We start from the raw sequence: 26986 nt of genomic DNA, 5'->3' as shown, positions 1-26986 counted from the left end.
ATCCAGCTATGAGTAGCGGACGTATCGTTCAAATCATCGGCGCCGTCATCGACGTGGAATTCCCACGTGACGTCGTGCCGAGTGTTTACAACGCGCTGAAAGTACAAGGCGCGGAAACCACCCTGGAAGTTCAGCAGCAGCTGGGCGACGGCGTGGTTCGTACCATTGCGATGGGCTCGACCGAAGGCCTGAAGCGTGGTCTGGATGTCGTCGACACCGGCGCTGCCATTTCCGTTCCAGTTGGTAAGGCCACTCTGGGCCGTATCATGGACGTTCTGGGCAACCCGATCGACGAAGCTGGCCCGATCGGCGAAGAAGAGCGTCGTGGCATTCACCAGAAAGCCCCTTCGTTCGCTGACCAGGCAGGCGGCAACGACCTGCTGGAAACCGGCATCAAGGTTATCGACCTGGTTTGCCCGTTCGCCAAGGGTGGTAAGGTTGGCCTGTTCGGTGGTGCCGGCGTCGGCAAGACCGTTAACATGATGGAACTGATCCGTAACATCGCCATCGAGCACAGCGGTTACTCCGTGTTCGCCGGTGTGGGTGAGCGTACTCGTGAGGGTAACGACTTCTACCACGAGATGAAGGACTCCAACGTTCTCGACAAAGTAGCGCTGGTCTACGGTCAGATGAACGAGCCACCAGGAAACCGTCTGCGCGTTGCGCTGACCGGCCTGACCATGGCTGAGAAGTTCCGTGACGAAGGTAACGACGTTCTGCTGTTCGTCGACAACATCTATCGTTACACCCTGGCCGGTACCGAAGTATCCGCACTGCTGGGCCGTATGCCTTCTGCAGTAGGTTACCAGCCGACCCTGGCCGAAGAGATGGGCGTTCTGCAAGAGCGTATTACTTCGACCAAAGAAGGTTCGATCACCTCGATCCAGGCCGTATACGTACCTGCGGACGACTTGACCGACCCGTCGCCAGCCACCACCTTCGCCCACTTGGACGCCACCGTCGTTCTGTCCCGTGACATCGCCTCCCTGGGTATCTACCCAGCGGTCGATCCGCTGGACTCGACTTCCCGTCAGCTGGACCCGAACGTGATCGGCAACGAGCACTACGAAACCGCTCGTCAGGTTCAGTATGTTCTGCAGCGCTACAAAGAGCTGAAGGACATCATCGCGATCCTGGGTATGGACGAACTGTCCGAAGCCGACAAGCAACTGGTAGCCCGCGCTCGTAAGATCCAGCGCTTCCTGTCGCAGCCGTTCTTCGTGGCCGAGGTCTTCACCGGCTCGCCAGGCAAGTACGTTTCCCTGAAGGACACCATCGCTGGTTTCAGCGGTATCCTCAAAGGCGACTACGACCACCTGCCAGAACAAGCGTTCTACATGGTCGGCAGCATCGACGAAGCGATCGAGAAAGCCAAGAAACTGTAATCCCGGCGCCCCGCAAGGGGCGCTAATCAGGTTGAGGCAAGCAGATGGCTATGACAGTCCATTGCGATATCGTCAGCGCGGAAGGAGAAATCTTCTCCGGTCTGGTCGAGATGGTAGTAGCGCACGGCAACCTGGGCGATCTGGGTATCGCTCCAGGCCACGCGCCGCTGATCACCAATCTCAAGCCAGGTCCGATCACGCTGACCAAGCAGGGTGGCGAGCGCGAGGTGTTCTACATCTCCGGTGGCTTCCTCGAAGTGCAGCCGAACATGGTCAAGGTACTCGCCGACACCGTGCAACGTGCCGCCGACCTGGACGAAGCCTCCGCTCAGGATGCCGTCAAGGCAGCTGAGAAGGCCCTGCATGAGAAAGGCGCGGATTTCGACTACAGTGCCGCATCCGCACGTCTGGCCGAGGCCGCAGCTCAGCTGCGCACCGTCCAGCAGATCCGCAAGAAGTTCGGCGGCTAATACCGCTGGGTTCATGCAGATTGAGAAAAAGGGTAGCCATCGGCTACCCTTTTTCTTTTTTCACCCCTCAATACCGGTCATGCCACTGACCGCCCAGGATTGGTAGCCAGTCAATGTCACTCGATATCGTTATTCTCGCCGCCGGCCAAGGCACCCGCATGCGCTCGGCGCTGCCCAAGGTCCTGCACCCCGTGGCCGGCAATTCCATGCTTGGTCATGTTATCCACAGCGCGCGCCAGCTCAAGCCGCAAGGTATTCATGTGGTGATAGGGCATGGTGCCGAGCTGGTGCGTGAGCGCCTGGCTGCCGACGATCTGAATTTCGTCATGCAGGACAAGCAACTGGGCACCGGCCATGCGGTTGCCCAAGCGCTGCCTGCCCTGAGTGCGGATACTGTGCTCGTGCTGTACGGCGATGTTCCACTGATCGAAGTGGAAACGCTGCAACGCCTTCTGGCCAAAGTGAGCGAGCAACAGCTGGGACTGCTTACCGTGACGCTGGACGATCCGACCGGCTATGGCCGTATCGTGCGTGACGAACGGGGCCAGGTAGCGGCGATCGTCGAGCACAAGGATGCCAACGAAGCTCAGAAGGCGATCAAGGAAGGCAACACCGGAATTCTGGCCGTACCGGCTGCACGTCTGGCGGATTGGTTGGGCCGTCTGTCGAACAACAACGCTCAGGGTGAGTATTACCTGACTGATGTTATCGCCATGGCGGTCGCCGATGGCCTGGTGGTAGCGACCGAGCAGCCGCACGACCCGATGGAAGTGCAGGGCGCCAACGATCGGCGCCAGCTGTCTGAACTGGAGCGCCATTACCAGCTGCGTGAGGGGCGTCGCCTGATGGCCCAGGGCGTGACCCTGCGTGACCCTGCGCGTTTCGACGTGCGTGGCGAAGTGACCGTGGGGCGCGACGTTATGATCGACGTCAACGTGATTCTCGAAGGCAAGGTCATCATCGAGGACAACGTAGAGATTGGCCCCAACTGCGTCATCAAGAACAGTACGCTGCGCAAGGGAGTGGTGGTCAAGGCCAACAGCCATCTGGAAGGCGCGGTAATGGGTGAGGGCAGCGATGCCGGCCCGTTCGCTCGCTTGCGTCCGGGCAGCGTGCTCGAGGCCAAGGCCCATGTGGGTAACTTCGTTGAACTGAAGAATGCGCACCTGGGCGAAGGTGCCAAGGCCGGTCACCTCACCTACCTCGGCGATGCTGAAATCGGCGCTCGTACGAACATTGGCGCAGGCACCATTACCTGCAACTACGACGGTGCCAACAAGTTCAAGACCGTGATGGGCGAAGATGTGTTCATCGGGTCGAACAACTCGCTGGTAGCCCCTGTTGAGATCAAGGCTGGCGCCAACACCGCTGCAGGTTCCACGATCACGCAAACCGTAGAGGCTGGGCAATTGGCTGTGGCACGCGCGCGCCAACGCAATATCGATGGCTGGAAACGGCCGGAGAAGATCAAGAAAGACTGATTATCCACAGCCGTTGGATCGAAAGCCGACTTATGTGAATAAGTCGGCTTTTTTTTGGGGATCCGTCAACGCCGGCAAGTCAGCGCTTACTCGTTATCCACAGAGCGCTTTTCCGATAACGGGCCTTGACGAACGAATGTTCTTAGGTTTTGATTGCAACCATTATCTTTCGAATCGAAACTTAAGCGCCCATGTCGAAACGAAATACCCCTCAACGCCGTCACAACATCCTGGCCTTGCTCAGCGAGCAGGGTGAGGTCAGCGTTGATGCCTTGGCAAAGCGCTTCGAAACGTCGGAAGTGACCATTCGCAAAGACCTTGCCGCGCTGGAGGCCAATGGGCTGTTGCTGCGCCGTTATGGGGGGGCGGTGCCAGTGCCGCAGGAAATGCTGGGCGAGTCCGTGCAGCCGGTTTCTGCCTACAAGAAAGCCATTGCCCGCGCCGCCGTAGGTCGTATCCGTGAGCACGCGCGCATCATCATCGACAGCGGCAGCACCACCGCAGCCATGATCCCCGAGCTTGGTCGACAACCCGGTCTGGTGGTGATGACCAACTCGCTCAATGTGGCCCGCGCCATCAGCGAACTGGAACACGAGCCGGTGCTGTTGATGACCGGTGGTACCTGGGACCCACATTCCGAGTCGTTCCAGGGCCAGGTCGCCGAGCAGGTACTACGCTCTTACGATTTCGACCAGCTGTTCATCGGCGCTGATGGCATCGACCTCAATCGTGGGACCACAACGTTCAACGAGTTGCTGGGCCTTAGCCGAGTGATGGCCGAAGTGGCCCGGGAAGTGATCGTCATGGTCGAGTCGGACAAGGTCGGGCGCAAGATCCCCAACCTTGAGCTGCCGTGGAGCAGCGTGACCACCCTTATTACAGATGAGCGCCTGCCCGCATCGGCACGCGAACAGATTCAAGCCCGCGGCATCAACCTGATCTGCGCCGCGATCAGCCAGGAGCAATAATCATGTGTGGAATCGTCGGTGCCGTAGCCGAACGCAACATCACTGCCATCCTCATCGAGGGCCTGAAGCGCCTTGAGTACCGCGGGTACGACAGTGCCGGCCTTGCTGTCTACACCCAACAGGGGCAGCTCGAACGCCGTCGCCGTATCGGTAAGGTGAGCGAGTTGCAGGCTGCCGTTGCAGCCGAGCCGCTGGTAGGCCAGTTGGGCATCGCTCACACCCGCTGGGCGACCCACGGCGCGCCAACCGAAGGCAATGCCCACCCGCACTTCTCCGGCAATGAGGTTGCCGTGGTGCACAACGGCATCATCGAGAACCACGAGGAGCTGCGCGAGGAGCTCAAGGGGCTGGGCTACCTGTTTGCGTCCCAGACCGATACCGAAGTCATCGTCCATCTGATCCACCACACCCTGAAGTCTACTCCGGACCTGGCCGACGCGCTGAAGACGGCGGTCAAGCGCCTGCAGGGTGCCTATGGTCTGGCGCTTGTCAGCGCGCATCAGCCTGATCGCCTGGTCGCGGCGCGCAGCGGTAGCCCGCTGGTGATTGGCCTGGGACATGGCGAGAACTTCCTCGCCTCCGACCAACTGGCCTTGCGCCAGGTCACCGACCGCTTCATGTACCTGGAGGAGGGGGACATCGCTGAAATCCGCCGCGACCAGGTACAGATCTGGGACCAGGCCGGTCACCGGGTTCAGCGTGAGACCGTGCAGTACCACGAAGGTGCGGAAGCTGCGGACAAGGGCACGTACCGTCACTTCATGCTCAAGGAAATCCACGAGCAGCCGACCGTCGTTCAGCGCGCCCTCGAAGGTCGCCTGGGCAAGGATCATGTCATGGTCCAGGCCTTCGGCCCGCAGGCTGCCGAGCTGTTCGCCAAGGTGCGCAATGTGCAGATCGTTGCCTGCGGCACCAGCTACCATGCCGGTATGGTTGCCCGTTACTGGCTCGAGAGCCTGGCCGGTATTCCGTGCCAGGTGGAAGTGGCCAGCGAGTTCCGCTACCGCAAAGTGGTGGTTCAGCCGGATACGCTGTTCGTTTCTATCTCCCAGTCTGGCGAAACCGCAGACACCTTGGCCGCGCTGCGCAATGCCAAGGAGCTTGGCTTCCTCGGTAGCCTGGCGATCTGCAACGTCGGCATCAGCTCCCTGGTGCGTGAATCCGACCTGACCCTGCTGACCCTCGCAGGTCCAGAGATTGGTGTGGCGTCGACCAAGGCCTTCACCACCCAGTTGGTATCGCTGATGCTGCTGACCCTGGCGCTTGGCCAGGTCCGCGGAACCCTCGAGGCCGGCATAGAAGCAGAGTTGGTCGAAGAGCTGCGCCGCTTGCCGGCACGCCTTGGTGAGGCACTGGCTATGGACGGTACCGTCGAGAAGATTGCCGAGTTGTTCGCTGACAAGCACCACACTCTGTTCCTGGGCCGCGGCGCCCAGTATCCGGTGGCAATGGAAGGTGCGCTCAAGCTCAAGGAGATTTCCTACATCCATGCTGAAGCCTACCCTGCAGGTGAACTCAAGCATGGCCCGCTGGCGTTGGTAGACAGCGATATGCCTGTGGTGACTGTGGCGCCGAACAACGAGCTGCTGGAGAAGCTCAAGTCCAATCTGCAGGAAGTGCGTGCCCGTGGCGGCGAGCTGGTGGTATTTGCCGACGAGCAAGCCGGCATGAGCAACGGTGAAGGTACCCACGTGATCAAGGTGCCGCACATCGCCGATGCCCTGGCACCGATTCTGTACACCATTCCGCTGCAACTGCTTTCGTACTATGTGGCAGTGCTGAAGGGGACTGATGTGGACCAACCTCGTAACCTGGCTAAATCGGTTACGGTGGAATAAGTCTCACCGTCCAGTGGATTGAATTGTCTGCAAAGAATAAAGATTGTCACAAAAGAATAAAGGTTGTCACAAGCTCTTGCCCCGACCGTACATCGGGGCAGGAGCAGGTCTGGCAGATTAGGATCAGAATCCTTTGGACCGCTGTGACTGTCGTCCTGGTTGCGCCCGCTCCTGACATCTCCAACGCCACGTTTACCCCAGTGCCGTACCGGTCGAGTGGGTCGCCCATCGATGAGCGACTCGATAATGACATCTGTACCAACTGCATCAGTTAAGCCCGCGCATTCCAAGCTGATGACTCAGCAGAAAATCGATAGGAGAATCAAATCTGGTCGTGGGAGCGGCGTGAAAGAATCCTATGAGCCGTGGATCAAGGTGTGGGATATCAAATCCAAAGGTGTCTCTCACCTTGTGTCAGGGGGTGAAGGTACACCGCACTCATCACCTGATATCTAATGCCGAGCGCGACTACCTCACAATTCTGGAGCACGAAAATTCCATTATTGATATCCGTGAGCAGTTTCCTCTGCTAACGCAAGCCGAAACCCAAGCAATTGCTAACAGCTTAAACTATCGCCATCCGGTCTACCCAGGAACTCAGATTCCAGTAGTAATGACGACCGATTTCCTGATCACCTATCTCGATTCATCGGGGGAAGTGAAAGTTGCTGCGCGCTCCGTCAAATATAGGAAAGAGTTTGAGGATGCCAATATTGGTGTGCAGAACAGGATGGCAGAGAAACTAGCTATCGAGGAAAAGTATTGGGCATCTAGGCAGATAGAATGGAGGCTTGTGCTGCACGAAAACTTGTCAAAAGTTCGGATAGCGAACCTCACTATTCTCCGGACCTACGCAAGTATTCACCCATCTTTACCTACCGAAAAGAACATTGGTAAACTATTCGAGCTTTGGCGCCGAAGTAATATTGATTGCCCTTCTTCGTCTGATGCATCTCGGGATCGCGCTTGCCGTCCTTGTTTTTGGTCGAGCTGGGCGCGTGAATCAAGGTGGCATCGACGATGGTGCCCTGGCGCAACGACAAGCCACGATCCCCCAGATACTCATTGATGACACCGAAAATCCCACCCGCCAACTCATGCTTTTCCAGTAGACGTCGGAAGTTGAGAATGGTGGTTTCGTCCGGGATTCGTTCCAGGCTCAGTCCGGAAAACTGGCGCAGGATCGTTGCTTCATACAGCGCCTCTTCCATTGCCGGATCGCTGTAGCCAAACCAGTTCTGCAGCAGATGTACGCGCAGCATCGCCATCAACGGATAGGCCGGACGACCGTCTTCGCCCTTTGGATAATGCGGTTCGATCAGGGCGATCAAGCCTGTCCACGGCACCACCTGATCCATCTCGATCAGGAACAGCTCTTTGCGGGTCTGCTTACGCTTGCCGGCGTACTCGGCATCGGCGAAGGTCATCTGCTTCATCAGGCGTCTCGGCGGTTGAGATCAGGCATTCTGCCAAATATGGAAGTCCTCTTCAGAGTTTCCCTAACCCGATTCGCTTTCCGGGCCAGTATCAGGACAATGAAACTGGGCTACATTACAATCGTCACAGGTATTACGAGCCTCGGCAAGGACGGTTCATCAGCAAAGATCCAATTAGTTATCGAGGTGGGTTGAACCTCTATGCGTATACGCCGAATCCAGTAGGCTGGACAGATGCTTCTGGGCTGTGTAGTACTAGGCTGGATAGAAATTTAGGTGGTGTGAAATATGACAACCACCAAGCGCATCACATTATTCCAGAGGAAGTATGGAAGAATAACATTAACTTCCTGACTGATATTGGAATTGGTGCTGACATGGACAACAAGGAAAATGGTGTTTTGATGCCACATAGCGCAGCTAAAGCCACGCAAATGAAACGTAAATTTTATCATTGTGGGAGCCATGATATTTACAGTCGCGGTGTCCAGAAAGAAATTGATAAAATTCACTCCGCATTTTATAGCGAGCGCATTTCCAAAGATGAAGCCCGTCAAAGAATCTCGGCGATTCAGACTCGTAATAGAGCGCTGCTAAAGACTCCCTCCATCCCTGGTACCTCGCCTATCCGTCTGAGCTAATTGCTATGAAATATTATATGTTGTCGCGAAAAAAAGAACCGGCCTGCCCTATGGGCATGCTAGATGCAACACTTTACGACAAGGTCTACGACGACTGGGGCTCGGTCGCGCATGGCTACTTCCCATGGTATGCAAATGCAGGAAGGCCAAATCTTCATGAAAAGCTGCCGTCAGGTTTGATTCTTGTTGGTCGATCAAAAAAATATCTATTTGGTGCACGCCAACTGATACGCGATCTTTATGTGTTTAGCTCCAATTTTGTCAGTGCGTGCCGACAAGCAAATGCCTCATTTTTTGATTTTGAGCCAGTTGATTTCAAGGTTTCAAATGGTTCAGAAGTTAACCCTTTAGGATATTATGTTGGGGTGTTTGAAAGCTACGCAATCGAAGAGGTCGTGGACCCTCAATCTGTATTGCAGGTTGATGAGTTTGATCAGGTTGAATCATTTTCAAAGCTAGTGATTCGAGAAGGGTTTTCAGCGGCATTGTTTAGGATAAAGGATTTCAACCCCGAAGTAAGTACGCTTTTCTGTAATGAGATATTTATGCAGAAGGCAATGGATAATCATGTTCAGGGTATTGAGTTTTTATCACTTGACGAGTGTGATTCTTCTTCTCTTGATACGATTTGACGCCACTTGGTGAATTTTTCATGAGATTAGAGATAAATACCAGTCCAAGCCGATCCACATTGCGTTTAGATTCAAAGAAGACGCCCATGCGGATAGTCGCACGCTAGATAACCGAAGGACTAGGATGGTCTGAGATAGCCATGCATTTCTGGCTGACTTCTGCGGCGGGCAAAAGAGTAGAAGTGGGCGGATCTAATGTCCTGCTTTAATCGAGCTGCCCTTGCCCAAGAAAGGCAAGCCGCACTACAACGGCATCGATTCGTTCACCTTCGTGCGCACGGGCGAACAGCAACTGGTGCTGCTGCGTGGCCTGGACCGCCAGGAGACCTATCCCGGATCAGTTCAAGTCACTGAAGATCGTCATCTGCATGTGCTTCGGTGGAGAAATCCATGAGGCTCTGCGCGTCAACGTTGCTCAGTTCACTGCAATGAAAACGACGGAGCGCATTTCGTTTCAGGCAACGGCTCGCACGCACACTTCACCTGGGACCTGTTCGACCGGCTGGCCAGCTACAACGACGACAAGCTCAAGGTCGACTACAGCTACGACGCGTTGGGCCGGCGCCTGCACAAGCATTCGGTGGCGCACTTCTGGGACAAGCCCGAAGCGGGCACTGGCTGGAACCAGATGCAGCGCGCCAAACGGCAGCGTGATCTGGAATGTGGCTTTACCCTGTTTGGCTGGGATGGCAACAACCTGGCGTGGGAAAGTTCACCGCCCCGGGACGACGGTGATAGCGGCCGCACCGTGCACTACCTGTATGAACCGGGCAGCTTCGTGCCCGTCGCCCAGGCGCTGCGCAAGAGCCCGATCCGTTTGCACAAGCAGCCGGATTGGAGCCAGCGCGAGTACGATTTCGATCAGGATCCGTTGTGGCATACGGAGGTGAAGCCTCAGGGGTTCGATGCAATTGCCTGGTACCAGTGCGATCACCTTGGGACACCGATGGAGCTGACCGACGAGCAGGGTAATGTCGCTTGGGCAGGGCAGTACAAGGCGTGGGGGGAGGTGCGGGAGGAGCGTTCTGAGTGGGCAAGGCAGCAGGGGCTGAGTAACCCGATCCGCTTCCCTGGGCAGTACCAGGACTGTGAAACGGGGCTACATTACAATCGCCACAGGTATTACGAGCCTCGGCAAGGGCGGTTCATCAGCAGAGATCCAATCAGCTATCGAGGTGGGTTGAACCTCTATGCGTATACGCCGAACCCCGTAGGCTGGACAGACGCTTCTGGGCTCTGTAGTACTAGGCTGAATCGAAATCTGGGGGGCATAAAGTACGACAATCTCCAGGCGCATCACATTATTCCAGAGGAGATATGGGAAGATAACATCACCTTTATGGATGATATTGGGGTCGGCGGCAATATGGACAATAAAGAAAATGGTGTGTTGATGCCGGATAGCGCAGATAAAGCAAAGCAGATGAAGCGAAAGTTTTATCATTGCGGAAGCCATGATGTTTATAGTCGAGCAGTCCAAGAGGAAATTTCCGAAATCGCTTCTGCATTTTACAGTGGCGCCATATCCGATGGAGAGGCGCGTCAGGAAATATCGGCAATTCAAGTTCGTAATAGAATGTGGCTTAAAATGCCTGCTATTCCCGGGACTTCACCAATTCGTTTGAGGTAACCCAATGAAATACTACATGATGTCGCGTAAAAAAGCGCCAGGTTGCCCTGTGGGTAGACTAGACGCCACTTTATATGATAAGCATTATGATGATTGGGGTTCGGTCGAACATGGTTACTTGCCTTGGTATGCGAATTCAGTGAGGAGGCGCCCTCACGAAAAACTGCCTTCTGGGTTGGTTCTTGTGGGGCGATCAAAAAAGTACCTTTTTGGTGTGCGCCAACTTATTGGTGATATTTATATTTTGAGTGACAGTTTTTTCAAGGCATGCCAACAAGCCAACGTTGTACTCGTAGATGCCGAGCCTGTTGAGTTTAAGGTTTCTGAAGGTTCGGCTCTAAATCCACTTAGCTATTATGCCGGCTTGTTTGAAAGTTTTTCGAGCAAGGATGTCTTAGAGCCTGCTTCAGTTGTAGAGCGTGACAAATACGGAAGGGTGAAATCATTTGAGAGGCTAGTGATTAGTGAGGGGGCGCGTGCGCCTGTATTTAAGATCAAAGACTTCAATTCATACGTTGATACACTTTTTTGTAACGAGGAATTCAGGCGTAGAGCCGAGGAGCAAAAGATTCAAGGTGTTGAGTTTTTGCCGCTAGATGAGTATGGCTCTGCCTCACTTGATACAATTTGAAAGCACATGGCGGGGAATTTTTGACGTAAGGAAATACTGCCAAGGGGGCCCTCACTGCTCTGAGCTATGGCTCAGCCAACAAGAGCAGATAAGGTGTTAGGCGGCAAAGGGTTTGGTTATACTAAGCCCCTTCCTCATTATGGAAAAACATGGCGATTGTGATGCATGACTCGTAATGAGGCCAGATGCCTTCAGGGGGCAGATGTCGTCGACATCTGCCCCCTGAAGGACAACATCAACCTGCTGGCCAAACTCGACATCACCGCCAAGATCGAGCTGGTGATCCAGGGCGGCGGCAGCGCTACCAAGCTGCGCAGCGGCGCCGGGGCCATGCTGCACTACTAGCACCGCCACCATGACCAGCCCGTGCTGTCGGACATCAACACCTACCAGGACAACGACCCGAGCAAGGTGCACCTGCAGCTTGGGACGTTGCATGACGACCACGGCCACCTGCAGGGCCTGTGGCAGGTTGTCGACGGCAAGCCGCTGCGCCAGCTGTGTGCCTATCACTACGATGACCAGGGCAACCTCATTGGCGCCCAGGACGAGAATGGCGCCGCCTGGCATTACCAGCACCGCAATCACCTGATCACCCGCTACAACCTGGCGTGGGAAAGCTCACCGCCACGGGACGACGGTGATAGCGGACGTACCGTGCACTACCTGTATGAACCGGGCAGCTTCGTGCCCGTCGCCCAGGCGCTGCGCAAGAGCCCAATCCGTTTGCACAAACAGCCGGATTGGAGCCAGCGCGAGTACGACTTTGATCAGGATCCGTTGTGGCACACGGAGGTGAAGCCGCAGGGGTTCGATGCGATTGCCTGGTACCAGTGCGATCACCTTGGGACACCGATGGAGCTGACCGACGAGCAGGGAATATTGCTTGGGCAGGGCAGTACAAAGCGTGGGGGGAGGTGCGGGAGGTGCGTTCGGAGAGGGCAAGGCAGCAAGGCTTGGCTAACCCGATTCGCTTCCCGGGCCAGAATCAGGACAATGACGACAATCTCCAGGCGCATCACATTATTCCAGAAGAAGTATGGAAGGAAAACATTACTTTCCTGGGATTGGAATTGGCGGAAATATGGACCATAAGGAAAATGGAGTGTTGATGCCCGATAGTCCAGCTAAGGCCAATCAAATGCGACGGCAGTTTTATCATTGTGGGAGCCATGCGGCGTATAGCAAGGAAGTCCAGGAAGAGATTGATGCTATTGCATCAGATTATTACGACAATGACATCACAAAGGAGCAGGCTCGACAACGGATCTCAGCGATCCAGAGTCGTAATAGAGCACTACTCAAATCTCCCGCCATCCCGGGGCTTTCACCCGTACGTTTGAGCTGAATAATATGAATTACTACATGCTGTCCTGTAAGAAAGAACCGGCCTGCCCAGTGGGGAAGTTGGATGCAGTTCTATACGATAAAGCGTATGGTAATTGGAGTGGTATTGAATATGGTTACTTTCCATGGTACTCGAATTCTGTAAGAAGGCAGCCACATGAAAAGCTGCCTGCAGGACTGGTTCTTGTCGGGCAGTCAAAAAAGTATCTTTTCGGTGTGCGAAGACTGATACGTGATCTGTATGTATTGAGCGATAATTTCAAAAAAGCCTGCGAGCTAACAAATGTTAATTTTATTGATGTTGAAGCAGTGGATTTCAGAGTGTCTGCAGGGGCGCATGCTAATCCAGTTAGCTACTGCGTCGGAATGTTCGAAAGCTATTCTAGCGAACGCGCATTAGATGCTAGCTCGATAGTGGAGCGCGATGAGTTTAACAAAATCATATCATTCTCAAGGCTTGTTATTAGTGATAATGTATCTTCGCCTCTATTCAAAATTCAGGGTCTTCGCCCAAAGATAGATACGCTTTTTTGCAGCGAGGAATTCAAGATCAGATGTGTCGAGTTAAATGTGAGAGGAATTGATTTTCTGCCGTTGAGTACGTCCATGTCCAGCACCTTAGATTCAGTTTGAAGATGCTTGCAATTTATGTTGTTTATCTAATAAGTGCGAATGCTCTCTTCTTCATTGAAATCCTGCCTATAAGCAAAGCAGAGCACGCGTGGACGTGCTCTGGCGTAGCGTGTATTCGCTTTGCTTATGGGATTTACAGTTTTCAAATTGAAGGGCTACTCCCTCGCATTTAGCCTCCTCAAAACCGTGCCAGAAAGAACCATAAATTTCCGCACAGCCTCGGGAAATCGTGGTCTGTACAGGGAGATTGAGCTTGCCTTTATCGTAAGCGCTCCATGAACCCCACATTCAAAGCGCTTACCTGATCCCCGATGCTGTGCTCCCGATTTCTTTCTGGAGCTCGCCGACCATGATGCGACCCGACGCCAAAGTCGAAAAAGTGTACCTCTACCCCAAGCCTGTCGACTTTCGAAAATCCATCGATGGCCTGGCCGCGCTGATCGAACTCGATATCAAGGTGGCGGTGTTCGACCCAGTGCTTTTCGTCTTCCTCAACAAGCCGCGCAACCGCGTGAAGATCCTGTATTGGGAACGCAACGGCTTCTGCCTCTGGCTCAAACGCCTGGAGTCCGAACGTTTCAAAACTTCACCCGATGCGACTGACGTCGCCATTGTCCTGACCGTTCGAAGTTGTCCACGAACTGCCCGAGCATGAACTGACCTGCGCTTGTGGCTGCCGTAAACATGCCATCGGTGAAGAAGTCAGCGAACAGCTTGAAATCGTCCCGATGCAGATTCGCGTCATCAAACATGTTCGCAAGGTGTACGGCTGCCGGGACTGCGAGTCAGCGCCCGTAACGGCGGACAAGCCCGCCCAGATGATCGAGAAAAGCATGGCCAGCCCGAGTGTGCTGGCCACGCTGCTGACCACCAAATACGTAGACGGCTTGCCGCTTCACCGCTTCGAAAAAGTGCTGGGGCGTCACGGTATCGATATCCCGCGCCAAACCCTGGCACGCTGGGTGATTCAATGCAGCGAGCACTTTCAGCCGCTGCTGAATCTGATGCGCGAAAGCCTGTTGAACAGTCGGATCATCCACTGCGATGAAACACGTGTGCAGGTGTTGAAAGAGCCGGGGCGTGAGCCCAGCAGCCAATCCTGGATGTGGGTACAAACCGGCGGCCCACCTGATCGGCCAGTGATCCTTTTCGACTACGCCACCAGCAGAGCGCAGGAGGTGCCGGTGCGCCTGCTGGACGGCTATCGCGGCTATGTCATGACCGACGACTACGCCGGTTACAACGCGCTGGCTGCACAGGACGGACTGGAGCGATTGGGCTGCTGGGCGCACGCGCGCCGCAAGTTCGTCGAAGCGCAGAAAGTACAGCCCAAGGGCAAAACAGGACGCGCTGACATCGCATTGAACCTGATCAATAAGCTCTATGGCGTCGAGCGCGACTTGAAGGACAGTGACGACGAAGATCGTAAGGTTGCCCGCATGGAGCGCAGTCTGCCATTGCTGACTCAGCTGAAAACTGGGTAGAGAAAACGCAACCTCAGGTCACGACGCAGAATGCCTTGGGCAAGGCCATCGGTTACTTGGCCAGCAACTGGAGCAAATTGGAACGCTACGTCGAGCACGGCTACTTGCCGATGGACAACAACGCGGCCGAGCGTGCGATCCGCCCGTTTGTCATCGGGAGAAAGAACTGGTTGTTCAGTGACACGCCCAAAGGTGCCACTGCCAGCGCACAACTTTACAGCTTGGTAGAAACGGCCAAAGCCAACGGCCAAGAACCCTATGCGTGGCTGCGCCACGCACTGGAACGCCTGCCGCAGGCGTGCTCAGTGGAAGACTACGAAGCGCTACTCCCATGGAATTGCACACCTCAAATACACAGCTAGGTGCGCTGCCCATCTTTGGTTGGGTGGGGTTTATGGAGCGCTTACAAACCATTTAGTATCCTGCTTAGAGTTTTTCGCTCAGCTCCAAGGACACAGATCAGAAAGATACCATCATAATTTCCCGGGGTTTTGCACGGCATATCCCTGTCATTTTCTGTGGCTGAACCTTTGCTGTGACAACCTTTATTAAATGACAAAGCTGAAGAACTCTTAAAAAATTATTTTTTGTGACAATCTTTATTTTTGCTTTCCAAGGATCAGCGGCCCCGCTAGGCCGCGAAATCCTAGGGATTTTGTGACAAAGTTTATTAATCGGCAACATGAATTGATTCTTGAGAATAAAAACTGTCGCTAGACAATAAGGACTGTCGCAGAGGAAGGGAGCCGTCCCGGCTCCCTTCGTCGGCTCAGGCTTATTTCTCTGCAAACTCAGCCTGATGAGTCCCTCTCCTTCGTACGTCAGGCCTGATGGCCCAGGCGCCCGGACCAGTGATGGCCAAGCCTGCAAACAGGATGGTGAACAGCCACGCGAATTGCGCTTGTTCCAACGTCCAGTCGGGGTGGACTACCACCAGCGCAACTCCGAGCACGGCCAGCACTGGCAGGCAAGCGAGGCGCGCGAAAACGCCCAGGATCAACAAGATCGGGCAAACCACTTCCGCAAACACCGCCATCGAGAGTGTCAGGGTTGCCCCCAGACCGAACGGATCCTCGATCCGTTGCAGCTCGCTGCTCCAGTGAAGAAGCTTCGGCAGACCGTGGATCTGAAGAAGCAACAGAGCGGCAGATACGCGTAGAAACAGCAGGCCAAGCGGCAATGAGATTTTTGCCAGGCCCGCGGGCCCCTGGCGGATTTCAGTTGGAGTCATTTTCAAAGGTCCTCTTGCGACGTCCGCGCTTTAGCGGTGATGTGTATGTGATTCAGCCAGAAGGTGGCGGATACGCACGGGAACATCTTCGGTTTGAAACTTCCGCACGCGGGCCTCGATTTTCAGCTCACCCCGTGTGACGCGGTGGTGATGGCGCAAGTGTTCAAGCCACGATTCCTCGAAGAAGAACTCCTGCCACAGTGCGGGTTCGGCACTGTCTTGCATCAATCCCCAAGACAACGCGCCGTTACGCTTGCGCATTGCCTCCAGGTCGCGGGCAGCCTCGGAGAACGCCTCGGCCTTCGCAGGGTCGATGTGGTATTCGACCGTCACCATTACCGGTCCGCGTTCTTGATCCATCTCAGCGTTGATCAGAGGGGTTGGCCAGTGCAGTGAGGGCGCGAGTTCGTCGGCTTCGGTCTCGGGAAGCGTAACGTTGCATGTGAGAATCGTGCCTAGCGCCAACCCGCCAGAAGCCACCAGCAAGCTCAGGGTGATCGAGGCATGGCTCGCCACGGAGCCCCACAAAAAGCCTCCGCTGGCCATGGCCCCGAAGAAGACCAGGATATAAACCGACAGCGCACGGGCTCTGACCCACGCTGGGACCGATGTTTGCGCAGCGACCTGCATGTTCGAGAGCACCGCGATCCAGGCCGCACCGCTCAACAGCATGGCGGGCATCAGCACATAGAAATTTCGCACCAAAGCCAAAACCAGCAGGAAAAGCGCATAGAGAAGGCTGGCGATCATCACCAGTCGATCTCTGCTGATGCGTTCGCGCAGGCGAGGCAGCAGGGTAGCCCCACCCACTGCGCCAATACCGATGGCGGCGAGAAGCATGCCGAAGTCAGCGGCGGTACCTTGCATTTCACCGCGGACGATCAGCGGCAGCAGCGAGGTACCGGCACTCGCGAACAAGAAGAATGCCAGTGCACGAATCAGCACTGCTTGAAGGGGTTTGGAACTGCGAGCGAAGCGCAAACCAGTACGCATGGCACCCATGAAACGTTCTGCTGGAAGCAGTGGCTCCTTGATCTCACGTTTCCATGTGAACAGCACCAGGATGACACCCGCGAATGAAATGGCGTTGAGGGCGAATGTCAGCCACGGGCCGACCAGGCTCACGACAACGCCTGCTAACGCTGGGCCTATCGCGCGCGATACGTTGATCCCGACACTGGAGATCGCCACCGCATTGGGCAGGTCGTCCTTGCTGACGAGCTCAGGCGTCAGTGCACTCCACGCCGGCATCATCAAGGCCGTACCGATGCCCAAGGCGAGGGTGAGCATCAGCAGCAAAGGAATGTTCATCAGCCCCAGCAAGGTAAGGCCAGCGAGTGTTACCGCTACTGCAGACATCCACAGCTGCACGAGCAGCAGGTAGCGACGTTTATCGACGATGTCAGCGGCGGCACCGGCGGGTAGCGCCAGGAAGAACATTGGTAGCGAGCCGGCCACTTGGATCAATGCCACGTGGAGCGGGTTGGCGGAAAGGGTCGTCATCAACCATCCGGCGCCGACCTCATGCATCCAGGTACCGATGTTGGAAGCAATCGTTGCGATCCACAACATGCGGAAGGTGGTGTTGCGCAGGGGGCTCCAAGCGCTTGCAGTCGATGTGTTCATTCCGTTGCTGCCCTTTAGGTGTTATCGGGTCCAGGTGATTCCCGGTGCTTGGTAACGAAGCCTGGCAGTGCGAGAAAGCATGCGCAGCCCAGTACGCAGGCTTCGAGGTTTGCGATGAGAGGAATCTACTGTCAATGCCTGGGTTGAAAAACCCGCTTCGGCAGGAATAAGTGTCTCGCTGAGTGGGACAAACTGAGCTCATCAGCCAGTGGGAGACGCCCGCCCTGCCGCAGGCATTCATGCGAGAGCAGGGCGACTATCTGTTACAGTCCGCCAGTCAATCCCCAGGAGATGTACAAGGATGTCACTTCACGATTGGTTCGGCTTTGTCGTCGTCGCCATGCTGGTCACCCTGACCCCAGGTCCCGGCGTGATCATGGCGCTGTCCAATTCGGTGGCCTTTGGGCCGCGACGGGCCATGCTGGGTTCGGTCGGAAACGCCTTGGGCTTGCTGGTGATCTCGGCCGCCACCAGTGCGGGACTGGGCGTGCTACTGCAGGCGTCGGCCACGGCCTTCCTGCTGCTGAAGGTGCTCGGTGCAAGCTATCTGATCTACCTGGGCGTGAAGCAGTGGAAGAGCCGCACCAGTGCCTTCGATAAACTCGATCAGCCGGCCAGGCGCGCTACCCCCCTCAACAGACTGATGCTCAACGGTGTGACCGTGGCGCTGACCAATCCCAAGGCGATTTTGTTCTTCGCAGCGTTCCTGCCGCAGTTCATCCGCCCGGGTAATGATTCGAACGTGCAGTTGGGCATTCTCGTGCTGACCTTCGCGGCCTGCTCGATGATCTCCCATGCCTTCTATGTGACCTTGGCCCAGGTGCTGCGCAGCAAGCTTGCTGCGCCGAACCGTGCGAGGCTGATGAATCGGCTGTTCGGCGCCTCGTTCGTGGCGCTGGGGGCGAGCCTGTTCACCGTTCAGGCCAAGGTAGCCTGAATCTCGGTCATCATCCCTGGAGGGGAGAGAGGGGTATCTGAGCGCCAGACACGCTGGCGCCATCAACCAAGCCACCCTTGTCATGGAACTTGCGCACCCAGCCGCCCAACAGTGAATGTTTTTTTTCACGAACCGATCCTGTGAAACTGTGTATCGCGGAGGAAATCCTTCTTCAAGCACTTTAGCGCGCGGTACTTCAAATTTCCCCCTTCTCGAAACGTCCGGTCAAATCCCCAAAACCAGCTAAATAGAGCCTTTTCTATGGGTTTAGTGTCATTCTGCATCTGACACAAATATTTCTGCATTGTAGATTTATGAAAATAAACGTGTCATAAATGCTGCCGAAACCGGTCCCGTGAGCGGGTAGGCTTTCACGTCAGGGCTGCACGCAGGCTCTAGGACTTGGCGCTGAAAAGCTTGCCACTCGGTGCGGGAAAAGAACTGTCAGGAGCAGGGGTGAAGCCCTGCGTCGACAACCACCTCGCCCCAGTCAGGAGTCAATAAGATGAACAAGATCGTACTTCTCGGAGCACTGGCGCTCTACGCCTCCACCAGCATCGCTTCCGCCAGCGAAGACACCCTGCGTATTGGTATCGAAGCGGCTTATCCGCCCTTCGCCTTCAAAACCCCTGAAGGCCAGATCAGCGGGTTCGACTACGACATCGGCAACGCCTTGTGTGCCGAAATGAAGGTCAAATGCGAGTGGGTCGAGCAGGAATTCGATGGGCTGATTCCATCGCTGAAAGTACGCAAGATCGACGCGGTGCTGTCGTCGATGTCCATCACTGAAGACCGTCTGAAGTCAGTGGATTTCACCAAGAAGTATTACCAGACCCCAGGCAAGCTGGCGATGAAAGCTGGCAGCGTGGTGAATGATCCATTGGTTGACCTCAAGGGCAAGAAGGTCGGTGTACAGCGCGCGTCTACCTACGATCGCTTTGCCTCCGACCAGTTTGAACCCGCTGGCATCGAAGTGGTGCGTTATGCCTCACAAAACGAAGCCTTCCTCGACCTGGTGGCCGGTCGGCTGGACGCTACCTTGGCCGACATCATCAATACCAGTGAAGGGTTTATCAAAACCCCCATAAGCAAGGGCTTCGCCTTGGTCGGGCCGGACTTCAACGACCCAAGGTACTTCGGCAAAGGGGCTGGTATTGCGGTTCGCAAGGGCGACAGCGAGAACGCTGCGCGCATAAATGCTGCGATCGACGCGGTACGTGCCAACGGCAAGTACCAGCAAGTGCAGGCCAAGTACTTCGCGTTCGATATCTACGGCAAGTGACTGCTGGGAGCGCAACCGCTTCCACCTTTTAGTGCTTGAGCGCCGCCTCGGACGGCGCCGGTTGAGGACCCCCACCATGCTGCACGGCTATGGCCCGACCATTCTCCAGGGTGCCTGGCTCACGCTGAGCCTGGCGCTGATTTCCATGACGGTGGCGATTGCCCTTGGCTTGTTGGGGGCGGCGGTTCGCTTGTCGCATGTGAAATGGTTGGCAGCACTCGGCGAAGGCTATGCCACGGTCATCCGTGGCATTCCCGACCTGGTGCTGATCCTGCTGATCTTTTACGGAGGCCAGGACCTGGTCAACCGCTTGGCTCCCTTGCTGGGTCACCCTCGATACATCGACATCAACCCTTTCATCGCTGGCGTCTGCACCATGGGCTTCATCTTCGGAGCCTACCTCTCGGAAACGTTTCGCGGGGCTTTCATGGCTATCCCCAGAGGACAAGCGGAAGCCGGTGCGGCCTACGGCATGAGCGGGATGCAGGTATTTCGGCGGGTGCTGTTGCCGCAGATGATTCGCTTTGCCATCCCAGGTTTCACGAACAACTGGCTGGTCCTGACCAAGGCGACGGCACTGATATCGCTAGTGGGCTTGCAGGACATGATGTTCAAAGCCAAGAACGCCGCTGACGCTACCCGCGAACCCTTCACCTTTTTCCTGGCCGTTGCCGGGTTGTACCTGCTGCTCACTACGGTGTCCCTGGTGATTCTGCGCTGGGTGGAACAGCGCTACGCCGTCGGTACCCGCCTGGCCGAATTCTGAGGAAACGCCCGTGCTGGATTTCAAGCTGATCGCCGACAGCCTTCCGCTCTACGCTGGAGGCGTCCTGGTGACCTTCAAACTGCTTCTGATCGCCCTGGCCGCGGGCCTGGCATTGGCCATTCCCTTGGCACTGCTGCGCATATCCCGCACGCCTTGGCTCAACCGCTTGGCCTGGTTGTATACCTACGTGATCCGGGGCACGCCAATGCTGGTGCAGCTTTTTCTCATCTACTACGGGCTGGCGCAATTCGAGGCCGTGCGGGGGAGTGTGTTCTGGCCGTACCTCTCCAGCGCCACTTTTTGCGCTTGTCTGGCGTTTGCCATCAACACCAGTGCCTACAGTGCGGAGATTCTTGCTGGCGCCTTGAAAGCTACGCCCAGTGGTGAAATCGAAGCGGCGCGAGCTGTGGGCATGTCGCGCTTCACGCTGTATCGCCGGATCCTGTTGCCCTCGTCCCTACGCCGGGCGCTGCCGCAATACAGCAATGAAGTGATCATGATGCTGCACACCACTTCGCTTGCCTCGATCGTCACCTTGGTCGATATCACCGGCGTGGCGCGTACGGTCAGCTCGCGCTACTACATGCCGTTCGAGGCTTTTGTCACCGCTGGCCTGTTTTACCTGTGCCTGACCTTTATCCTGCTGCGCCTGTTCAAGCTGGCCGAAGGTCGCTGGCTTGCGCACCTGGCCCCGCGCAAGAGTTGAGAGATATCCATGGAACATATTCAACACCCACTGCCCTGGAGCACCGCTGGAACGGAGCGTCGACTCTCGGTGTTTCGCTTTGGCAGCGGCCCGCGCAAGGCCTATATCCAGGCCGCCCTGCACGCCGACGAACTGCCAGGCATGCGCGTGGCGGTGGAGCTCAAACAACGTCTGATCGAGCTGGAGCGGCAGGGCCAACTCAACGGCGTCATCGAGCTTGTACCCGTGGCGAATCCGATTGGCCTGGGGCAAATGTTTCAAGCCACCCATCAGGGACGTTTCGACCTGGCCAGCGGACAGAACTTCAACCGCGATTTTCCTGCGTTGGCGGAGCTGATCGTTCCGCAGCTCGAAGGCAGGTTGAGCGACGATCCGCAGGTGAACGTCACGCTGATTCGCCACCTGATGCAAGAGGCCATCGCCGCGTTGCCGCCGGCCAGATCGGAGCTCGATGGGCTGCGCCGCTTGCTGCTGCAACAGGCCTGCGATGCGGATGTGGTGCTCGACCTGCATTGCGATTTCGAATCGATCATGCTGCTCTACGCGCTGCCACAGCTTTGGCCAGCCCTGAAGCCGTTGGCCGCTCGTTTGAACGCGGGCGCGGTGTTGTTGGCCGAAGACAGCGGCGGCAATTCCTTCGATGAAGCCTGCGCGCTCCCTTGGCTGCATTTGGCGCAGCGCTTCGCGCAACACAACATTCCGCTGGCGTGCACGGCTACCACCATCGAATTGCGTGGCATGGCCGATACCGATCGACCACAGGTACAGCAGAGTGCCGAGGACATACTCGGCTTCCTTGCCGACCAAGGGTTGATCAGCGGCGAGTGGCCAGCCGTGCCTTCTACATGTTGTGAAGCCACCCCTTTTTCTGGCGCGCAGTATGCCTATGCACCGCACCCAGGCGTAGTGAGTTTTCTCCAGCCGCTAGGCAAGCAGGTCAACGTCGGCGACCCATTGTTCGAGGTCATCGACCCGCTCAGCGATCGGCACTCTGTGGTGTACGCCACGACCTGCGGCGTTCTCTATGCCCGCGAGCGTCTGCGCTATGCCCAGCCCGGCCTGTGGCTGGCCAAAGTTGCCGGTCGGCACCCGATTCGTCAGGGCCGCCTGCTCACCGACTGACAACAAGAGCACCGACTGCCATGTACACCTTGGAAATCGACAACCTACACAAGCGCTACGGCACCCATGAAGTGCTCAAGGGCGTGTCCCTGACGGCCAAAGCCGGTGATGTCACCAGCATCATCGGATCCAGCGGGTCGGGCAAGAGTACCTTCCTGCGTTGCATCAACCTGCTGGAAGAGCCGCATAGCGGGCGCATTCTGCTCAACAACGAAGAGCTCAAGCTGCGGTCGCACAAGACCCGCGGAACCCTCACTGCCAGCGACAGCAGGCAATTGCAACGGATGCGATCACGCCTGTCCATGGTCTTTCAGCACTTCAATCTGTGGTCCCATATGACTGCCCTGGAGAACGTCATGGAAGCACCGGTGCATGTGCTGGGCGTTGGCAAGAAAGAAGCCCGTGAGAAAGCCGAGCACTATCTGGCGAAGGTTGGTGTTGGCCATCGCCGAACCGCATACCCGGGGCACATGAGTGGGGGAGAGCAGCAGCGCGTGGCCATTGCCCGAGCCCTGGCTGTCGAGCCTGAAGTGATGTTGTTCGACGAACCGACCTCGGCGTTGGATCCGGAGCTGGTTGGCGAGGTGCTCAAGGTCATGCGTGACCTGGCGCAAGAGGGGCGGACCATGGTGGTCGTCACCCACGAAATGGGTTTCGCCCGGGAAGTCTCCAACCAGCTGCTCTTCCTTCATCAAGGTCGCGTCGAGGAAAGGGGCTGCCCACGCGAAGTTCTGGCCCAGCCAAAGTCCGAGCGCCTACAGCAGTTTCTGGCCGGTAGCCTGAAGTAGGCGACGCGCAGGACACCCAGTAGAGCGCTACACCGGCGCTCTGCTTCGGATACACTTCAGCCGGAACTTCCCAAGCCTCGCCCCGATAGAGCGCGTAGGTCCATTCATTCAAACGTGCTGAAAGCCCATCCATGCCGACATCTACCAAGCATGTAACCGTCTACGCTGCCCCGGTGATGCGCAAGCTGGCGGAGGCTGCACCCCATCTGCAACCCTCGCTGCGCAAGGTGGCCGACTTCATCCTGCGTCATCCGCTGAAGGCTGCGACCCTGACCATCGAGGAGATGGCAGTTGAAACCGCCACTTCGCCAGCCGCGGTCAACCGCCTGGCCAAAGCGATAGACATGGGCGGCTATACCGGTCTGAAGGCCGAACTGGTAGCCACACTGCAGCAGATGGTGTCGCCAGTGGACAAGCTGCGTAATGAGCTTGCGCATCGCCCGGACGGGGCCTTCGGCCTGCATGAGCAAATACAGATCGCCGCCAGCAATCTCGACACCGCTGGCGCCAACAATTCCGCCGATACCTTCGAAATTTTCATCCGTTGCCTGACCCAGGCACGCAAGATTTTCATCCTGGGCTTTGGCAACAGTGCGTACATGGCAGGCTTGGCGGCAGCGAACCTGGTACCGTTCTGTGCCGATGCCACGGCGGTGAGTATGGAGGGGGGCAATGAAAACGCCGCTTATCGCCTGGCGGCTATCACCGAACAGGATGTATTGCTGTCGATTTCCCTGCCGCGCTACTCGCTCGATACGCTGCAGCTGTCGCGCTTTGCACGCGAACGCGGGGCAACGGTCCTGGCGATAACCGACTCGCCCGCTTCACCGCTGACCAATATCGCCGACCATGCGCTCTTTGCCCCAGCGGACCACCCTGTGCTGATCAGTTCCAACGGCAGCGTACTGGCGCTGATAGAGGCATTGGTGGCGGGTGTGATGGCCCGCAACACAGAAGCGGTGCAGTTGGCTTCAGAGCTGACCGAAAGCGTGATGTCCTACCTGCACATGCCGAGCAACGATAAGCCGTTGCGCAAACCGATCAAGCGCCGAGTGAAATCCGTTTAGACCCGACGGCCGAGCTGATTCCACGAGCTGAGCGTCTGCTTGGCCAGGCGCCAAACGGTGGCCTACCACCGTCTGGCACCGTACCCTGGGGTCAGATCTGCATCGCCATCCCATCGACGTTCATCGCGGCCTGGCGCAACGCCTCGGACCGGGTCGGGTGTGGGTGGCAGGTGAGGGCGATGTCCTCGGCCGAGGCGGAGAACTCCATGGCCACGCAGAACTCACCGATCATCTCGCTGACGCTCGGGCCGACCAGATGCACGCCCAGCACTTCATCGGTATTGGCGTCGGCGATGACCTTGGCGAAGCCTTCGGTCTCGTGGTTGATCTTGGCGCGGCTGTTGGCGGTGAAGGGGAACTTGCCTACCTTGTAGGCACGGCCTTCGGCCTTTAGCTGCTCCTCGGTCTTGCCCACGCTGGCCAGTTCCGGCCGGGTGTAGATCACGCCGGGGATCAGGTTGTAGTTGACCTCATGGGGCTTGCCTGCAATGCGCTCGATGCAGGCCACCGCTTCGTCTTCGGCTTTGTGCGCCAGCATCGGGCCGGAGGTGACGTCGCCGATGACCCAGATGCCTGGCACCGAAGTGCGGTGATGCTGATTGTCGAGCATGCCGCGCTTGTCAGTTTCCAGGCCCACGCTTTCCAGGTTAAGGCCCTTGGTATAAGGACGGCGACCGATGGCCACCAGTACGTAATCGGCTTGCAGGGTTTCGGCGGCGCCCCCTGCGGCGGGTTCGAGGGTAAGGCTGACGCCATCGGCCGAGGCGTTTGCCTGAGTGACCTTGCTGCCCAACTTGAAGGCCATGCCTTGCTTGGCCAGGGCTTTTTGCAGGGTCTTGGCGGTTTCTTCGTCGGTGCCAGGGCAAATGCGGTCAAGGTATTCGATGACAGTGACCTGGGCGCCCAGGCGACGCCACACCGAACCCAGTTCCAGGCCAATCACACCGGCGCCGATCACCACCAGGTGCTTGGGCACCTGGGGCAGGGCGAGGGCACCGGTGGAGTCGATGATGCGCTGGTTATCGATTGTCACACCTGGTAGCGGGGTGGGCTCGGAACCAGTGGCGATGACGATGTCCTTGGCTTGCAGCGTGGTTTCGCTGCCATCCTCTGCCTTGACCACTACCTTGCCGACGCCATCCAGGCGACCCCAGCCTTTGACCCAGTCGACCTTGTTCTTGCGGAACAGGTACTCGATGCCCTTGGTCAGGCCGGTCACGCTCTCGTCCTTCTGCTTCATCATCTGGGCGAGATTGAGGGTGGGCTTCACCTCGATGCCAAGGTGCGCAAATTCGGCCCCGCTGGCGGCTTCGTACAGTTCGGAGGCATGTAGTAGCGCCTTGGACGGCATGCAGCCGACGTTCAGGCACGTACCGCCCAAGGTCGGGCGGCCTTCCACACAAGCAACGCTCATGCCCAGCTGACCTGCGCGAATTGCTGCGTTATAGCCACCGGGGCCGCCGCCGATGATCACCACGTCATAGGATTTCATGGGTTCTACTCCAGGATGAAGAAGCGCGAGAGGGGCACAAGGTTAGTCGTAGTGCCTTGAATTGTATACAATCTGCGTCGTTTTCATTGCTGTTGGTTCTAGACGATGGTCGTGATAAGCGGAAACTTTGTTTCAATGAACTACCCTGTTGCGGTGGCGTCCCAATTTTCAGGGGGCACGTCCGTTACATGAAGGGGAGGGTCATCGATGCTTGCGCAACTTCCACCAGCCTTGCAAAGCCTGCACTTACCTTTGCGTCTGAAGTTGTGGGACGGTAACCAGTTCGATCTGGGGCCCAGCCCGCAAGTCACCATCCTGATCAAGGAACCTCAACTCATTGCCCAATTGAATCATCCTAGCCTGGGTGAACTGGGTGAGGCGTTCGTTGAAGGCAAGCTGGAGCTCGAGGGCAATATCGGGGAGGTCATTCGGGTTTGCGATGAGCTCAGTGAAGCCCTGCTCACGGATGAGGATGAAACCTCGCCGCAGCGCATTGCCCATGACAAGGCAACCGACGCCGAAGCCATTTCCTACCATTACGACCTCTCCAACGAGTTCTATCAGCTGTGGCTCGATCCGGACATGGCGTACTCCTGTGCCTATTTCAGAGAGCCCGACAATACACTTGCCCAAGCCCAGCAAGACAAGTTCGACCACCTGTGCCGCAAGCTGCGGTTGCAGGCCGGTGACTATCTGCTGGATGTCGGTTGTGGTTGGGGTGGGCTATCACGTTTCGCCGCGCGTGAGTACGGTGCGAAAGTGTTCGGTATCACGCTGAGTAAAGAGCAGCTCAAACTTGGCCGTCAGCGCGTCAAGGAGGAGGGGCTGGCCGGCAAGGTCGACTTGCAGATCCTCGACTACCGCGACTTGCCCCAGGACGGTCGTTTCAACAAGGTGGTCAGCGTCGGCATGTTCGAACACGTAGGTCACGCCAACCTCGCCTTGTACTGCCAGAAGCTGTACGGGGCTGTGCGTGAAGGCGGCTTGGTCATGAACCATGGGATCACTGCCAAGCACGTGGATGGTCGACCGGTCGGGCGTGGCGCCGGGGAGTTCATCGACCGCTACGTGTTCCCCCATGGTGAGCTGCCGCACCTGTCGATGATCAGTGCCAGCATCTGCGAGACCGGCCTTGAGGTGGTGGATGTCGAGAGCCTGCGTCTGCATTACGCCAAGACCCTCAACCACTGGAGCGAAAACCTGGAGAACCAGTTGCACAGGGCCGCAGGCCTGGTGCCCGAAAAGACCCTGCGCATCTGGCGCCTGTACCTGGCCGGTTGTGCCTATGCCTTCCAGAAGGGCTGGATCAACCTGCACCAGATACTGGCGGTGAAGCCGTATGCCGATGGACACCATGACCTGCCCTGGACTCGGGAGGACCTGTACCGCTGAG

Annotated in this window: 24 protein-coding genes and 6 pseudogenes; 26 read left to right on the top strand and 4 right to left on the bottom strand. The window is 56.9% G+C overall.

Going from position 1 to position 26986, the window contains the following annotated elements; genetic code table 11:
* Positions 1-8: 8 nt before the first annotated feature.
* The 6 genes and pseudogenes from atpD to IF103_RS24645 all read left to right on the top strand — a co-directional run.
* On the top strand, positions 9-1385 hold the full coding sequence (gene atpD / locus IF103_RS24670; protein ID WP_023383132.1) for a F0F1 ATP synthase subunit beta: 1377 nt from the start codon (positions 9-11) through the stop codon (positions 1383-1385).
* Between the two features lie 44 nt (positions 1386-1429).
* Entirely contained in the window at positions 1430-1855 is a 426-nt protein-coding gene (locus IF103_RS24665; RefSeq protein ID WP_023383131.1) for a F0F1 ATP synthase subunit epsilon, read from the top strand.
* Between the two features lie 113 nt (positions 1856-1968).
* Positions 1969-3336, top strand: a complete 1368-nt coding sequence (gene glmU, locus IF103_RS24660) for a bifunctional UDP-N-acetylglucosamine diphosphorylase/glucosamine-1-phosphate N-acetyltransferase GlmU (protein WP_202675765.1) — start codon at positions 1969-1971, stop codon at positions 3334-3336.
* Positions 3337-3527: 191 nt separating this feature from the next.
* On the top strand, positions 3528-4304 hold the full coding sequence (locus IF103_RS24655; RefSeq protein ID WP_027906652.1) for a DeoR/GlpR family DNA-binding transcription regulator: 777 nt from the start codon (positions 3528-3530) through the stop codon (positions 4302-4304).
* Positions 4305-4306: 2 nt separating this feature from the next.
* Positions 4307-6142 carry a glutamine--fructose-6-phosphate transaminase (isomerizing) gene (glmS, locus tag IF103_RS24650; protein WP_202675764.1) on the top strand — a complete coding sequence of 612 codons (1836 nt, stop codon included), beginning with the start codon at positions 4307-4309 and terminating at the stop codon, positions 6140-6142.
* Between the two features lie 246 nt (positions 6143-6388).
* A pseudogene (locus tag IF103_RS24645) lies at positions 6389-7049 on the top strand (TnsA endonuclease N-terminal domain-containing protein); the annotation flags it as partial.
* Here the strand turns inward: IF103_RS24645 and IF103_RS25090 are convergent.
* Positions 7042-7578, bottom strand: a pseudogene (locus IF103_RS25090) (IS5 family transposase); the annotation flags it as partial. The pseudogenes IF103_RS24645 and IF103_RS25090 sit on opposite strands and share 8 nt — an antisense overlap.
* Here IF103_RS25090 and IF103_RS25565 point away from each other — a divergent pair.
* The 12 genes and pseudogenes from IF103_RS25565 to IF103_RS24590 all read left to right on the top strand — a co-directional run.
* Positions 7476-7766, top strand: a pseudogene (locus tag IF103_RS25565) (RHS repeat-associated core domain-containing protein); the annotation flags it as partial. The pseudogenes IF103_RS25090 and IF103_RS25565 overlap by 103 nt on opposite strands.
* Positions 7767-7769: 3 nt before the next feature.
* On the top strand, positions 7770-8219 hold the full coding sequence (locus IF103_RS25560) for an AHH domain-containing protein (protein WP_252189451.1): 450 nt from the start codon (positions 7770-7772) through the stop codon (positions 8217-8219).
* A gap of 5 nt (positions 8220-8224) precedes the next feature.
* Positions 8225-8851, top strand: coding sequence for a hypothetical protein (locus IF103_RS24635; protein ID WP_186598628.1), 627 nt, complete (start codon positions 8225-8227; stop codon positions 8849-8851).
* Between the two features lie 220 nt (positions 8852-9071).
* Positions 9072-9245 (top strand): hypothetical protein, encoded by a 174-nt coding sequence (locus IF103_RS24630; protein ID WP_202675762.1) that lies wholly within the window; start codon positions 9072-9074, stop codon positions 9243-9245.
* A 66-nt stretch (positions 9246-9311) separates the two neighbouring features.
* Positions 9312-10088, top strand: a pseudogene (locus IF103_RS24625) (RHS repeat-associated core domain-containing protein); the annotation flags it as partial.
* A gap of 102 nt (positions 10089-10190) precedes the next feature.
* Positions 10191-10481 (top strand): AHH domain-containing protein, encoded by a 291-nt coding sequence (locus tag IF103_RS25075; RefSeq protein WP_252189450.1) that lies wholly within the window; start codon positions 10191-10193, stop codon positions 10479-10481.
* 4 nt (positions 10482-10485) lie between these two features.
* Positions 10486-11112, top strand: coding sequence for an Imm43 family immunity protein (locus IF103_RS24620; protein WP_202675761.1), 627 nt, complete (start codon positions 10486-10488; stop codon positions 11110-11112).
* Between the two features lie 207 nt (positions 11113-11319).
* Positions 11320-12224, top strand: a pseudogene (locus IF103_RS25555) (RHS repeat protein); the annotation flags it as partial.
* Complete coding sequence (locus tag IF103_RS25230; protein ID WP_104882321.1) at positions 12152-12460, top strand: AHH domain-containing protein; 309 nt, start codon at positions 12152-12154, stop codon at positions 12458-12460. The pseudogene IF103_RS25555 and the gene IF103_RS25230, both read left to right, overlap by 73 nt.
* 5 nt (positions 12461-12465) lie before the next feature.
* Positions 12466-13092 carry a hypothetical protein gene (locus tag IF103_RS24600; RefSeq protein WP_158664615.1) on the top strand — a complete coding sequence of 209 codons (627 nt, stop codon included), beginning with the start codon at positions 12466-12468 and terminating at the stop codon, positions 13090-13092.
* A gap of 349 nt (positions 13093-13441) precedes the next feature.
* Positions 13442-13747 (top strand): IS66 family insertion sequence element accessory protein TnpB, encoded by a 306-nt coding sequence (tnpB, locus tag IF103_RS24595; RefSeq protein WP_238346442.1) that lies wholly within the window; start codon positions 13442-13444, stop codon positions 13745-13747.
* Positions 13719-14938 (top strand): annotated as a pseudogene (locus tag IF103_RS24590) (IS66-like element ISPpu13 family transposase); the annotation flags it as partial. The gene tnpB and the pseudogene IF103_RS24590, both read left to right, overlap by 29 nt.
* A 413-nt stretch (positions 14939-15351) precedes the next feature.
* Here IF103_RS24590 and IF103_RS24585 read toward each other — a convergent pair.
* Both IF103_RS24585 and IF103_RS24580 read right to left on the bottom strand, forming a co-directional pair.
* Positions 15352-15807, bottom strand: a complete 456-nt coding sequence (locus tag IF103_RS24585; RefSeq protein ID WP_023383108.1) for a DoxX family protein — start codon at positions 15805-15807, stop codon at positions 15352-15354.
* Positions 15808-15837: 30 nt separating this feature from the next.
* A complete protein-coding gene (locus IF103_RS24580; protein WP_023383107.1) occupies positions 15838-17433 on the bottom strand; it encodes an MFS transporter in 1596 nt (531 codons plus the stop codon).
* Between the two features lie 301 nt (positions 17434-17734).
* Here IF103_RS24580 and IF103_RS24575 point away from each other — a divergent pair, with 301 nt between their 5' ends.
* The 7 genes from IF103_RS24575 (at position 17735) to IF103_RS24545 (ending at position 24101) form a co-directional block, all read left to right on the top strand.
* Entirely contained in the window at positions 17735-18370 is a 636-nt protein-coding gene (locus IF103_RS24575) for a LysE family translocator (RefSeq protein WP_023383106.1), read from the top strand.
* A 505-nt stretch (positions 18371-18875) separates the two neighbouring features.
* Positions 18876-19652, top strand: coding sequence for an L-arginine-binding protein AotJ (gene aotJ, locus IF103_RS24570; protein ID WP_023383105.1), 777 nt, complete (start codon positions 18876-18878; stop codon positions 19650-19652).
* A 76-nt stretch (positions 19653-19728) separates the two neighbouring features.
* Entirely contained in the window at positions 19729-20418 is a 690-nt protein-coding gene (locus IF103_RS24565) for an ABC transporter permease (protein ID WP_023383104.1), read from the top strand.
* A gap of 10 nt (positions 20419-20428) precedes the next feature.
* On the top strand, positions 20429-21124 hold the full coding sequence (locus tag IF103_RS24560; protein WP_023383103.1) for an ABC transporter permease: 696 nt from the start codon (positions 20429-20431) through the stop codon (positions 21122-21124).
* A 9-nt stretch (positions 21125-21133) separates the two neighbouring features.
* Positions 21134-22246 (top strand): succinylglutamate desuccinylase/aspartoacylase family protein, encoded by a 1113-nt coding sequence (locus tag IF103_RS24555; RefSeq protein WP_023383102.1) that lies wholly within the window; start codon positions 21134-21136, stop codon positions 22244-22246.
* Between the two features lie 20 nt (positions 22247-22266).
* Positions 22267-23034, top strand: a complete 768-nt coding sequence (locus tag IF103_RS24550) for an ABC transporter ATP-binding protein (RefSeq protein ID WP_023383101.1) — start codon at positions 22267-22269, stop codon at positions 23032-23034.
* A gap of 131 nt (positions 23035-23165) precedes the next feature.
* Positions 23166-24101: a MurR/RpiR family transcriptional regulator gene (locus IF103_RS24545; RefSeq protein WP_023383100.1), complete on the top strand. Its 936-nt coding sequence runs from the start codon at positions 23166-23168 to the stop codon at positions 24099-24101.
* Between the two features lie 91 nt (positions 24102-24192).
* On the opposite strand, the gene lpdA is transcribed toward IF103_RS24545, so the two are convergent.
* The gene (lpdA, locus tag IF103_RS24540; protein ID WP_023383099.1) at positions 24193-25593 is read right to left on the bottom strand and encodes a dihydrolipoyl dehydrogenase; all 1401 of its coding nucleotides are present in this window, start codon (positions 25591-25593) and stop codon (positions 24193-24195) included.
* A gap of 207 nt (positions 25594-25800) precedes the next feature.
* On the opposite strand from lpdA, the gene cfaB reads away from it, so the two are divergent.
* Complete coding sequence (gene cfaB / locus IF103_RS24535; RefSeq protein WP_023383098.1) at positions 25801-26985, top strand: C17 cyclopropane fatty acid synthase CfaB; 1185 nt, start codon at positions 25801-25803, stop codon at positions 26983-26985.
* The last annotated feature ends 1 nt before the right edge of the window (position 26986 follow it).

The sequence above is a fragment of the Pseudomonas sp. SK2 genome (assembly GCF_016772395.1).
Classification (GTDB): domain Bacteria; phylum Pseudomonadota; class Gammaproteobacteria; order Pseudomonadales; family Pseudomonadaceae; genus Aquipseudomonas; species Aquipseudomonas taiwanensis.
This window is presented reverse-complemented; position numbering and strand designations above follow the sequence as displayed.